This is a genomic window from Parolsenella sp. (genome assembly GCF_982402205.1).
The window spans coordinates 1-12,447 of the sequence record NZ_CEVYAT010000036.1 but is presented as its reverse complement, the minus strand read 5'-3'; the positions used below and the strand labels follow the sequence as shown (position 1 = coordinate 12,447).

6 protein-coding genes and 1 pseudogene are annotated in these 12,447 nt (G+C 67.6%); 3 read left to right on the top strand and 4 right to left on the bottom strand.

What is annotated here, in order from left to right:
- Window positions 1-753: pseudogene (locus tag AC1VTH_RS03495) on the bottom strand (hypothetical protein); the annotation flags it as partial.
- A gap of 337 nt (window positions 754-1,090) precedes the next feature.
- Here AC1VTH_RS03495 and AC1VTH_RS03490 point away from each other — a divergent pair.
- Window positions 1,091-3,259 (top strand): transglycosylase domain-containing protein, encoded by a 2,169-nt coding sequence (locus AC1VTH_RS03490; protein ID WP_481334718.1) that lies wholly within the window; start codon window positions 1,091-1,093, stop codon window positions 3,257-3,259.
- A gap of 216 nt (window positions 3,260-3,475) precedes the next feature.
- On the opposite strand, the gene argH is transcribed toward AC1VTH_RS03490, so the two are convergent.
- From argH to AC1VTH_RS03475, 3 genes are all read right to left on the bottom strand, one after another.
- Entirely contained in the window at window positions 3,476-4,918 is a 1,443-nt protein-coding gene (gene argH / locus AC1VTH_RS03485; protein ID WP_481334717.1) for an argininosuccinate lyase, read from the bottom strand.
- Window positions 4,919-5,074: 156 nt separating this feature from the next.
- Window positions 5,075-9,871 carry an acyl-CoA dehydratase activase-related protein gene (locus AC1VTH_RS03480; protein ID WP_481334715.1) on the bottom strand — a complete coding sequence of 1,599 codons (4,797 nt, stop codon included), beginning with the start codon at window positions 9,869-9,871 and terminating at the stop codon, window positions 5,075-5,077.
- Window positions 9,864-10,634, bottom strand: coding sequence for a TetR/AcrR family transcriptional regulator (locus tag AC1VTH_RS03475; protein WP_293825097.1), 771 nt, complete (start codon window positions 10,632-10,634; stop codon window positions 9,864-9,866). The genes AC1VTH_RS03480 and AC1VTH_RS03475 overlap by 8 nt, the downstream gene beginning before the upstream one ends.
- A gap of 478 nt (window positions 10,635-11,112) precedes the next feature.
- Here AC1VTH_RS03475 and AC1VTH_RS03470 point away from each other — a divergent pair, with 478 nt between their 5' ends.
- Window positions 11,113-12,075: a 3-hydroxyacyl-CoA dehydrogenase gene (locus AC1VTH_RS03470; protein ID WP_481334713.1), complete on the top strand. Its 963-nt coding sequence runs from the start codon at window positions 11,113-11,115 to the stop codon at window positions 12,073-12,075.
- Between the two features lie 163 nt (window positions 12,076-12,238).
- On the top strand, window positions 12,239-12,447 hold a 209-nt coding region (locus tag AC1VTH_RS03465; protein WP_481334712.1), incomplete at its 3' end, for a hypothetical protein.

Here is a 12,447-nt window from a genome sequence, read left to right as displayed (position 1 = left end):
GGCAAGACCCACGATGAGCAGGGCAAACGCGGGCAGCACGTCCTGTGCCGAGCGGCGGCCTCCCGCAAGCAGCGCGCAGATGACGACGACCATGACCTCGGCCACGACGAGCGCCGTCACGAAGTTGCCGCCCGCCACGAAGGCCGCGAGCACGCACGACGCCACGATGGCGCCACGCGGGCGCGTCGTGCGCGCGGGGTTGCAGATGCGCGCCACGCAGCCCAGCAGCGCCAGCGCCGCGGCATGGTAGCCGGTGTAGTAGATGGCGGAGTTGTACCAGAAGATGCCCTCGACGGGGCTCGGCTGCAGCAGCAGCTGCACGGCCACGACGAGGCACGCCACGCCCACGGCGAGGCCGCGCTCGCAGCCCAGCAGCTCGACGAGCGTGGCACGCGCGAAGAAGAGCGTGCCCGCCACGAGCAGCGCCATGACGAGCGGGGCAGCGATCACATAACACTGCTCGCCAAACACGCTGGGCTCGATGGCCATGAGGAAGATCGCCGAGTAGGTTCCCTGCCAGTCGAACCAGGCGTTTCTCACCTGCTGCAGGGCGGCGCCCAGCGCGGCGAGCACGCTGCCGGTGTCCTGAAGGGCAAGGTGCGCCCAGACGCCGTAGTGCCAGTCGTCGGCATAGGAGTGGTTGTAGGCGCTGATGAGCACGAGCGGAACGAGCACGGCCACGAGCACGGCCGCGCCCATGACGCCCACCGCCAGGCTTGCCCGCCGACCTCGCCTATCCTGAGTACCCACCATGCGTCCTCGCTCTCCCTCGAAGCTCTCCCCAGTCTAGGGCATCTATCGGACACTCACGAAAACGCAACGAGGGGACATGGGGATGGGCACGTCGCGTGCCCAGCGCGACCAAACCGGCCTCCCAGGGGCCCGACTTAGTCGCGTTGGGCACGCGGTCGGCCGAGAGGGGCAGAGCAGTCGCGACAGGCACACGAAGCGGGGACAAAAGACCCGTCCCCTTGTCCCCGCGCACAGGGATGTGGACGGCTCGCACAAAAGCGCGCACCTATAGACCACGCGTACGGATTTGGCGGATAATGACAAAGATTGTCTTCACTCCACACAGGAGGTTTTTCGCATGGGAATTCGCAAGCGCCGCGCACGCGCCCACGCAAAGACGCACATCGTCGGCTTCTCGGCCGCCGGCATCGCCGGCTTTCTGGTGCTGCTATGCATAGCCCTGGCCGTGTCGCTGGGCGCCGTCGTCGAGTCGTGGCTGCAGGACCTGCCCGACTACACCTCGGCCGACGCCTACCTCGTGGCCGAGCCCAGCGAAGTCTATGACGCCGATGGCAACACCATCGCGACGTTCTACCTCGAGAACCGCCGCTCCATCTCCCAAGACGAGGTCTCGCCCTACGTCTGGAAGGGCACCGTCGACGTCGAGGACGAACGCTTCTACAGCCACAACGGCATCGACCCCATGGGCATCGCGCGCGCCATCGTCTCGCAGCTCGCGGGCCGCTCGGAGGGCGCCTCGACCATCACCCAGCAGCTCGTGCGCAACACCGTCCTGTCCGACGAGCAGTTCGACAAGACCATCAAGCGCAAGGTCCGCGAGGCCTACATCGCCGTCGAGATGGAGAAGATGTACTCCAAGGACCAGATCCTGCTGATGTACCTCAACACCATCTACTACGGCCACGGTGCCTATGGTATCGAGGCCGCGAGCGAGACCTACTTCAGCAAGCACGCCAGCGAGCTCACCCTGGCCGAGGCGGCCACGCTCATCGGCCTGCCCAACTCGCCCTCCTACTACGACCCCACGCAGAACCCCGACGCCGCCAAGGAGCGCCGCAACAAGGTCCTCGACAACATGCTGCGCCTGGGCGACATCACCCAGGAGGAGCATGACAGCGCCCAGGCCGAGGACCTCGTCCTCAACCTCGGCAGCTCCACGATGGACAACCAGGGCACCTACCCGTTCTGGACCAACTACGTGAAGGGCCTGCTCGAGGGCGACTTCTCGCAGGACACCATCGTGCAAAGCGGCCTCAAGGTCTACACCACGCTCGACCCCACGATGCAGCAGGCCGCGCAGGACGCCGTGACCCGCATGCTCGACGAGACGGGCAACGGGCGCCTCGACAGCGCCATGGTCGCCATCGACCCCTCGACCGGCTACATCAAGGCCATGGTGGGCGGCAAGGACTTCTACGGCGACACCGACGACGCCCAGGTCAACGCAGCCACCACCGCCTTCAAGCAGACGGGCTCGAGCTTCAAGGTCTTCACGCTCGTGACCGCGCTCAAGCAAGGCATGAACCCCAACGTGCTCATCAACTGCAACTCGCCCATCCAGGTCACGAACTCCTGGAAGGTACAGAACTTCGCCAACACCTCCTACGGCACGATCACCCTGGCAGATGCCACCGCGAAGTCCTCCAACACCGGCTACGTGCAGGTGGGCATGGCCGTGGGCGTCGACAACGTGGTACAGACGGCCCATGACATGGGCATCTCGTCTGACCTGCAGCCCTACGGCTCCACGATCCTGGGCGCCAACCTCACCTCGCCCCTCGAGATGGCCGAAGCCTACGCGACGCTGGCAAATGGCGGCGAGCACCGCGACCCGGTGGCCATCACCAAGATCGAGGACCGCAACGGCAACACCGTCTACGAGCACAAGGACAGCCCCACCCGCGTCATGGACGAGGGCGTGGCCCGCGCCGCCACCGAGGTGCTCGAGGGCGTCGTCACGAACGGCACCGCGAGCCGCATGTACAACTCGCTCACCATCAACCAGCCCGTGGCCGGCAAGACCGGCACCACCGACAACACCGAGAACCTGTGGTTCTGCGGCTACACCCCGCAGCTGTCGGTGGCAGTGTGGACCGGCTACAAGGGCCAGGACACCGCCACGCGCCTGCACCCCGACACGACGTCCAACGTGGCCTTCGGCTACTTCGTGAACGCCGTGCTCTCTGACACGCCGCGCGCCGACTGGCCCATGGCCAACGCCACGCTGCCCACCTACAAGGAGAACACCTCCTGGAAGTTCTCCAACACCTCGGCCAACGCCAACGACCCGCAGCCCGAGACCGAGGCCACGACCGAGGAGGCCACCGACACCGAGACCACCACCGGCGAGACCACCACGGGTGGCAACGGCGGAACCGGCGGCGGAAACGGTGGCAACGGCGGCACGGGCACCGAAACCGGCGGCACCACGACCACCGAACCGACGCCCACCCCCGAGCCCACGCCAACGCCCACGCCCGACTCGGGCACCGACGCGGCGCAGTAGGCAGCCGGCCAGGCTCCCGCACAACAAGCGAATCCCCGCTCAGCCACGTGGCCAGGCGGGGATTTTTCTTAGGCCGAGGAACGCGGCTTGCGGTGCAGGACTGCAAGCTCCGAGAGGCAGACAAGCCGCAGACGCGGCCCGACATACGAGAGGCCCGCTCAACCACACGGCTGAGCGGGCCTCCTCCTCGCAACTATGGGCCAAAGGGGCTGTGGCCTACTCCCCCAGCGCGGCCTCGGCGGCGTCATAGGCCTCGTGCGCGAGCTTGAGCTGCGCGCGCACGGCCTCGTGGCCGGTGCCGCCAAAGGTGGTACGGCGGCGCACGATGTTGTCGATGTCGAGCGCCTCGTGGGCGTCGTCGTCGAAGAGCTCCGAGTAGCTGCGCAGCTCATCGGTGGAAAGCTGCTGCAGGGTCACGCCCTCGCGCACGCAGTCGCCCACGATGCGGCCCACCACGGAGTGGGCGGTGCGGAACGGCATCCCCTTGCCCACGAGGTAGTCGGCGAGGTCGGTCGCCGCCATGTAGCCCTCGTGCGAGGCCTCGCGCATGCGGTCCTCCTTGAAGGTGCAGGTGGCAAGCATGCCCGTGCAGGCCATGAGCGAGCCCAGCACCGTGTCGGCGGCGTCGAACAGCGGCTCCTTGTCCTCCTGCAGGTCCTTGTCATAGGTGAGCGGCGTGCCCTTGACCGTCACGAGCAGGCTCGTGAGGTCGCCCACCACGCGGCCGGACTTGCCGCGCACGAGCTCGGCGAAGTCGGGGTTCTTCTTCTGCGGCATGATCGACGAGCCGGTGGAGTGGGCGTCGTCCATCTCGACGAAGCCAAACTCGGCCGAGCTCCACCACACGAGCTCCTCGCACAGGCGCGAGAGGTGGATCTGGCACACGCTGCAGGCGTAGATGAGGTCGAGCAGGTAGTCGCGGTCGCTCACCGAGTCCATCGAATTGGCGGTGGGGCCCGAGAAGCCCAGGTCCTCGGCCGTCATGAAGCGGTCGAGCGGGTAGGTGGTGCCGGCGAGCGCGGCGGCACCCAGCGGGCAGACGTTGGCCGCGGCGCGGGAGTCCCGCACGCGCTTGAGGTCGCGGTTGAACATCCAGAAGTACGCGAGCAGGTGGTGGCTCAGCAGCACCGGCTGAGCGGGCTGCATGTGGGTGTAGCCAGGCATGACCACGCCAAACTCGCCCTCGGCGCGCTCGAGTAGGACGGCCTCGAGCTTCACGAGCGAGGCAATGATCTCGTCGGCGAGGTCGCGGGCGATCATGTGCGTGTCGACCACGGTCTGGTCGTTGCGCGAGCGGCCCGTGTGCAGGCGGCCTCCGGCGGCGCCAATGCGCTCGGTGAGCACGCGCTCGATGGCCATGTGGATGTCCTCGTCGCGGTCGACGTCAAAGACGAACTCGCCGCGCTCGATCTGGCCGGCGATCTCGTCGAGGCCGGCACGGATCTCTTCGGCATCCTGCTCGGAGATGACGCCCTGGTGCGCGAGCATCGCGGCGTGGGCCTTGGAGCCGCGGATGTCCTGGCGCCACATGCGCTTGTCAAACGGCAGCGAGGCGCCGAAGCGCTCGAGCTCGCCGGTGGGTGCGGCGGAGAAGCGGCCGCCCCACAGGGGCTTGGGGGCATCGGAGCTGGTAGGCGCGGCAGTGTTCTGGTCGCTCATGTCGTCCCAATCCTTGTGAGTGAGGCCCGCCCGGCGCAGGTGCCGGGCGGGCCGCTTGTACGCAAACTCTTATGGTAGCAGCAGCTGCCCGCCGCCGGGCGCGCAAGGCGTCCGTGGCCTCGCCGTCAGCGGGGCCACGTCACCCCCGGGCTCGCCCTACTCGACCTCGCCGTCTGCGGGAGCGGCGCAGGCGTCGTCGCCGGCCACGGGCGTGGCGTCTGCCTCGCCCCTCTCGGCCGCGGCGGCGCGCTCGGCGGCAGCAACCTTGGCGGCCTCGATGCGCTCGAGCTGCTCGCGGGTCAGCGGCAGGGCCTCGGGCACGGCGCAGGCGCCATTCTCGCACGCGTCGTCGGCCAGGTCCGCGCCGGCCAGGGGCGCCACCACGTTGGTCGTGGGGTCGGCGGGGTTCACCAGGGTAAACGCCGCGGCTCCGGCCTCGGTCGAGGCGGCGCGGGCCGCGCGGAAGTTCTCCTTGGCCACGCTGATCATGAGCTTGATGCGGTTCAGCTGGTTCACCTCGGATGCACCCGGGTCGTAGTCGACGGCCACGATGTTGCTCTCGGGGTGCATCTCGCGCAGGCGCTTGATGACCGACTTGCCCACGACGTGGTTGGGCAGGCAGGCGAACGGCGAGCAGCACACGATGTTGGGCGTGCCCGTCTCGATGAGGTCGCACATCTCGGCCGTGAGCAGCCAGCCCTCGCCCATCGTGTTGCACAGCGACAGGATCTGCTTGGCCTTGGCGGCGAGCTCGTAGATGTCGGGGTAGCTCGCGAAGCGCGTGGTCTTCTCGAGCATGCGGTTGATGGGCTCGCGCATGGCCTCGATCACCTTGATGCCCGTCTGGTGCGTGAGGCGCTTGCGGAACTTGGTGCCCAGCTCGCCGCGCATGTTCATGGGGCTCGTCATGCCAAAGAGGAAGAAGTCGACCAGGCCCGGAACCACGGCCTCACAGCCCTCCTGCTCGATGACGCGCACGACCTCGTTGTTGGCCGTGGGGTGGAACTTGACGAGGATCTCGCCCACAACACCCACGCGCGGCTTGGAGCGGTCGTTGACCACCGGCAGCGTCTCGAAGGCGTCGATCGAGTCCTGGCACAGCTTGAGGAAGCCACGCTGGCCGCAGGAGACGAGTTCGGCCTTGGCACGCTCCATGAACTGCTCGTAGAGGGCGTCAGCGGAGCCGGGCTTGGCCTCGTAGGGGCGCACGCGGTAGAGCATCTGCATGATGAGGTCGCCATAGAGCAGCGCGTAGACCGCGTGGACGATGAGGTCGGGCTTGAAGACGTTGAAGCCGGGGTTGTCCTCGTCGAGGCCGCTCGCCGCGGTGAGCGAGACCACCGGGATCTCGGGGTGGCCCGAGTCGCGCAGGGCCTTGCGGATCAGCGCGATGTAGTTAGTGGCGCGGCAGCCGCCGCCGGTCTGGGAGATGATGACGGCCGTGCGGGTGAGGTCGTACTTGCCGCTCTCGATGGCCTCCATGATCTGGCCCGTGACCAGGATCGATGGGTAGCAGATGTCGTTGTTAACGTACTTGAGGCCCGCCTCGACCGCGCCGTGGTCAACGGAGGGCAGCAGCACCGCGTTGAAGCCGGCGTGGATGAGCAGCTGCTCGACGAGCTCGAAGTGCACGGGCGACATCTGCGGGCACAGCAGCGTGTAGCCGCTCTCCTGCATCTGCTTGGTGTAGCGCACCTTGTTGAACGCGGCGCTCTTGGCCTCGCGCCAGACGGGCAGGCCACTCGCCGTGGTGGTGGCGTGGGCAAGCGAGCCGTCGGCGTTGTGGACGTCGACGGGGCCGGCCGGCGCCAGCGTACCCTCGGCGACCTTGCGCTCGAGCTCCTCGCGCTGCTCGGAGAGGGCGGCCATGAGCGAGCGCACACGGATGCGCGCGGCACCGAGGTTGCTCACCTCGTCGATCTTGAGCACGGTGTAGATCTTGCCCGAGGCCTCGAGGATCTCCTGCACCTGGTCGGTGGTGAGGGCGTCGAGGCCGCAGCCAAAGCTGTTGAGCTGGATGAGGTCGAGGTCGTTGCGGCTCGCCACGAAGCGCGCGGCGCGATAGAGGCGCGAGTGGTACATCCACTGGTCGACGACGCGGATGGGGCGCTCGGGACGCATCTTGTGGGCCACGGAGTCCTCGGTGAGGATCGCGAAGCCAAAGCTGTTCACGAGCTCGGGGATGGCGTGGTTGATTTCGGGGTCGTTGTGGTAGGGGCGTCCCGCGAGCACGATGCCGTGCGCGTCGTTCTTCTCCATCCACTCGAGGGTCTCGTCGCCCTTGCGGCGCATGGTCTGCTTGAACTCGAGGTCGGCCTCCCATGCAGCGTTCACCGCGCGGTCGATCTCGGCGCGGGTGATGTGCTCGCCCTTGAAGCGGCCGCGGCCGTTGGCGGCGTCGGCCTCGCGCTGCACGCTGATGAGCTCGTAGAGGCGGCGCTTGAGCTCACGCTTGTCGTCATAGGGCACGAAGGCGTCGAGGAACTCGACCTGGGGCTGCGCCAGTTCGTCGACGTTGAGGCCCAGGGCCTGCGGATAGCTCATGACGATGGGGCAGTTGTAGTGGTTGCCCGCCGTCTCGTCCTCCTGGCGCTCCCAGCGGATGCAGGGCATCCAGATGAAGTCGGGGTCCTTCTCGAGCAGGTTCATGATGTGGCCGTGGCTGAGCTTGGCCGGGTAGCAGACGGACTCGGACGGCATCGACTCGATGCCCGCCTCGTAGGTCTTCTTGGTCGACTGGTCGGACAGCACCACCGAGAAGCCCAGCTCGGTGAAGAACGCGTGCCAGAAGGGGTAGTTCTCGTACATGTTGAGCGCGCGCGGAATGCCCACGGTGCCGTGCGGGGCGGTCTTAGGGTCGAGCACGGGGCGGTCGAACAGCAGCTTGTTCTTGAACGCGAACAGGTTGGGGGCAGCCGTCTTGGCCTTCTTGTGGCCGGCGCCCTTCTCGCAGCGGTTGCCCGTGATGAACTTGCGGCCGTTGCCAAAGTTGTTAATCGTGAGCAGGCAGTTGTTGGAGCAGCGGCCGCAGTGGGCCTTGGTCTGCTTGACCTGCAGGTTGTCGATCTCGTCGCGCGAGAGCAGCGTCGAGGTGCCCTCGGCGCCGGCGCGGTCGCGGGCGAGCAGGGCGGCGCCGTAGCAGCCCATGCAGCCAGCGATGTCGGGGCGGATGGCCTCGCGGCCGGTGAGCTTCTCGAAGGCGCGCAGGGTGGCGTCGCTCATGAAGGTGCCGCCCTGGACCACGACGTACTTGCCGATCTCCTCGGGGTCGCGCATCTTGATGACCTTGAACAGGGCGTTCTTGATGACCGAGTAGGACAGGCCGGCGGCGATGTCGCCCACCGTCGCGCCCTCCTTCTGGGCCTGCTTGACACGCGAGTTCATGAAGACGGTGCAGCGGCTGCCCAGGTCAACGGGCTTCTCGGCACCCATGGCGGCGCGGGCGAACTCCTGGACCGTAAGGCCCATGGAGTCGGCGAAGCTCTCGATGAAGGAGCCGCAGCCCGAGGAGCACGCCTCGTTGAGCATGATGTGCTCGATGACGCCATCCTTCACGCGAAGGCACTTCATGTCCTGGCCGCCTATGTCGAGGATGAACTCGAAGCCAGGCACGAAGGCCTTGGCGCCGCGCAGGTGGGCGACCGTCTCGATCTCGCCGGAGTCGGCGCGCAGGGCCTCGATGAGCAGGGCCTCGCCGTAGCCGGTGGTGGTCACGTGGCCGATGGTCGTGCCCTCGGGCAGCTTGTCGTAGATGTCGTCCATGATCGTGCGGGCGCAGCCCAGCACGTCGCCGCGATTGTTGCCGTACCAGGTGTAGAGCAACTCGCCGTCCTCGCCCACCACGGCGGCCTTCATCGTGGTGGAGCCGGCGTCGATACCAATGAAGACGCGGCCGCGGTAGCTCGTGAGGTCGCCCTTGGGAACCACCTGCGCGTCGTGGCGCGCGTGGAACTCGGCGAGCTCCTCGTCGTTCGCGAACAGCGGGTCGAGGCGCTGGACCTCGGATCCCTGCATGTCGCCCAGGTTGTCGAGCGCGTCGATGACCTCGGCAAACGTCACGTGCTTGTCGGTCTCGCCGGCAAGGGCGGCACCGGTCGCCACGAACAGGTGGGCGTTGGTGGGAACGATGCGGTGCTCCTCGTCGAGGCCGAGCGTCTCGTAGAAGCGGTGGCGCAGCTCGGAGAGGTACTGCAGCGGGCCGCCCAGGAAGGCCACGTGGCCGCGGATGGGGTGGCCGCAGGCGAGGCCCGAGACGGTCTGGTTGGCGACAGCCTGGAAGATCGAGGCGGCGACGTCGGCGGGGGCGGCGCCCTCGTTGAGCAGCGGCTGGACGTCGGTCTTGGCAAAGACCCCGCAGCGGCTGGCGATGGGATAGATGTGGGTGGCGTTGCGCGCGAGCTCGTTGAGGCCGCCCGCGTCGGTGTGCAGCAGGCTCGCCATCTGGTCGATGAACGCGCCCGTGCCGCCGGCGCAGGTGCCGTTCATGCGCTGCTCGATGCCGTTGTCGAAGTAGATGATCTTGGCGTCCTCGCCGCCCAGCTCGATGGCAACGTCGGTCTGCGGGATGAGCGTCTCGACGGCGCGCTTGGAGGCGATGACCTCCTGGACGAACTCGAGGTCGAGCCACTTGGCGAGCAGCAGGCCGCCCGAACCGGTGATCGAGACGCGCATCGAGGCGTCGCCGAGCACCTTGGCCGCGCCCTCGAAGAGCTCCTTGGCGGTGGCGCGGATGTCGGTGTGGTGGCGCTGGTAGTTGGCGTAGACGATGCGGTCGCGCTCGTCGATGACGGCGAGCTTGACGGTGGTGGAGCCCACGTCGATGCCCAGGCGCAGCTGCGCGCGCGAGAAGTCGGTCTTGTTGGCGGGGCGCAGCTCGGCGCCGTTCTCGACCAACTCGATGCCGCGGGCCACGCGGGCCTGGGCCGCGTTGGACGAAGCCGGGTTGTTAGTCATGGTCGCTCTCCTTGGTCTGGGCGGCGTGGGCCGTCTTGCTGTCATGAGGTGCGGGCGCGTCGGCGTGGTTCCCCGCCACGCTCGAGCGCATGAGGGCCAGCGCGTAGGCCGGCACGTCGAGGTCGATCTTTTTGCCGTAGAGGTCGCCAGGGCGCACGAAGGCGAGAGCCGTCATCATGAGGGCCATCGTGCGCACGTCCTCGCGCATGCCGCCCGTGAGCCAGCGCGTGAGGACGCCGGCCTCGGCCGACACGGCAAAGGCGAGGTAGTAGTCGAAGAAGGGTCCAAGGGCCCGGGCGTCGATGCCGTCGAGGGCGCGGGCGCAGACGGCGTCGGTGCAGACGGCCTTGATCTTCTCGACGAAGGCGGGGTCGCCACCCTGGCCGAGCAGGGCCGTAAGGTGGCCGGCGTTGTCGCGGAAGTACTCGAGCAGCTCGACCGCGCCGGGGGCGGGCTCGAGGGCGTCGAGGGCGCCGGCGAGCTCGTCGAGGTTCGTGGCGACGATGCCCGCGACCAACGCGCGGATGTCTGCCAGGGCCTCGGTCTCGATGGCGTCGACCAGCTCGGGGATGTCGTGGAAGTGCGAGTAGAACGTGCGACGCGTGAGGCCGGCGCGCTCCGTGACGGCCGTGACCGTGACGCGCGACAGGTCGCCGGTGGCGGCGATCTCTGCCACGAGGGCGTCGCGCAGGCGCGTCCTGCTGCGCCTGATGCGGCGGTCGAGACGAACGGGAGCGCACCCCGTGGCAAGCGCTTCTTGCAAGTGTTCCTCCTCCGGCTGCCTGGGACAGTTGCACAGGCAGGTATTGTCCCAAGTTGGGACAGTTAAGCCCGTAGCTTATCTGTCCCAACTATGTAGTTGTTGCACAGCGTGAGCAGTATTGCACAAGGTGAGAATTATCGATGCCGCGGCGGCGCGGGCGCACGCAAGGCACACAGTTGCGGGGAGGACGCCGAACGCCCTGCTCGTCCTCGCCTGCTCGCCTCGCCCATCTCGGCCACGCCCCGTTCGCCCCGTCCTTCTCCCCCTCGTCCTACTCGTCCTTCTCGGCCACGCTCTACTCGTCCTCGTCCTTCTCCCCCCCTCGCCCTACTCGTCCTACTCGCTGGGCACACGCTCGCAGGTTTACATAACACCGTCCACCACGCACTGGCGGCCGCTCGCAGAAGCGCGGACGCCAAACCCGCGCCGCTATGGTTACGTGGCACGCACATGACACCCGCAACCCTTGGGAGGACCCATGGAGTTCAACAACGTCGTCGTTGCCGGCGGAGGCGTGCTGGGAAGCCAGATCGCGTTCCAGGCGGCCTACTGCGGCAAGAGCGTCACCATCTGGCTGAGGAGCGAGGGCAGCATCGGACGCACGCAGCCCAAGCTCGACCACCTGCACGAGACCTACCGCGCGGCCATCGAGGAGATGGCGAGCGGCGAGGGCACCTGGTGCGCGGGCCTCTCCAAGCCCGGCGAGCCCCTCGACGCCGCGGCCTGCCTCGAGCGCGTCGAGCGCGCCTACTCCTCCATCAGGATCGAGCTCGACCTCGCCGCCGCCGTGGCCAACGCCGACCTCGTCATCGAAAGCATGGCCGAGGAGCTTTCGGCCAAGGAGGCCTTCTACGGCAAGCTCGCGCCGGTGCTGCCCGAGAAGACCGTTGTCGCCACGAACTCCTCGACCCTGCTGCCCTCGGCCATGGCCAAGTTCACCGGCCGCCCCGACCGCTTCTTGGCCCTGCACTTTGCCAACTCCATCTGGAAGAACAACACCGCCGAGGTCATGGGCACGAGCGACACCAGCCCCGCGCACTTCGACGAGATGGTCGCCTTTGCCGAGCAGATCAACATGATTCCCCTGCCCGTGCGCAAGGAGAAGAGCGGCTACCTGCTCAACTCGATGCTCGTGCCGTTCCTGCTGTCGGGCATGGACCTGTGGGCGTCGGGCGTGAGCGACCCCCAGAGCATCGACATCGCCTGGACGCACGGCACCGGCGCCCCCAAGGGCCCATTCCAGATCATCGACACGGTGGGCCTCAACACCGCCTATAACATCGTGATGCAGTACCAGAAGGTGCCGGGCCTGCTGAACCCGCTGCTCAAGAAGATGATGCTGCCGTACAACTACAAGCAGATCGCTTCCATGCTCAAGGCCATGATCGACCGCGGCGAGCTGGGCGAGTCGACCGGCAAGGGCTTCTACACGTACGAGTAGGGCGTTGGCGTCCGGCGGTGCCCGTCCCTCTCGCACGCGCATCGCGACGGCTGCCCACTCGCGGCGCCTCTCCCGCACGCCATCCCAAGGCCCGTAGATTTCGTCGAATCTGCGGGGCCCTCCCCATACGCGGCTAGGATGGGAGACCTACGAAGGGAGGGGCATGGCGCAGCCCTACGACAACGACCGCACGCAGGTTCAGGGCCGCACGTCGGCCGAGCCATACGCGCAGGGTAACCCCTACGCGGCCCAGCCAGGCGGCGCCCCCTATGCCGGTCAGCCGGGAGTCAGCCCCTACGTCGATCAGCCGGGCACGCGGCGCGCGCAGGGCCGCCAGCCCGTCCCTTCTCCCCCGCAGCAGAACCCCTACAT

What these genes read in the sequence shown, in the direction of transcription:
- AC1VTH_RS03490 (WP_481334718.1), top strand. Translation starts at nt 1,091, where the DNA reads ATGGGAATTCGCAAGCGCCGCGCACGCGCCCACGCAAAGACGCACATC.
- AC1VTH_RS03480 (WP_481334715.1), bottom strand. Translation starts at nt 9,871, where the DNA reads ATGACTAACAACCCGGCTTCGTCCAACGCGGCCCAGGCCCGCGTGGCC.
- AC1VTH_RS03470 (WP_481334713.1), top strand. Translation starts at nt 11,113, where the DNA reads ATGGAGTTCAACAACGTCGTCGTTGCCGGCGGAGGCGTGCTGGGAAGC.
- argH (WP_481334717.1), bottom strand. Translation starts at nt 4,918, where the DNA reads ATGAGCGACCAGAACACTGCCGCGCCTACCAGCTCCGATGCCCCCAAG.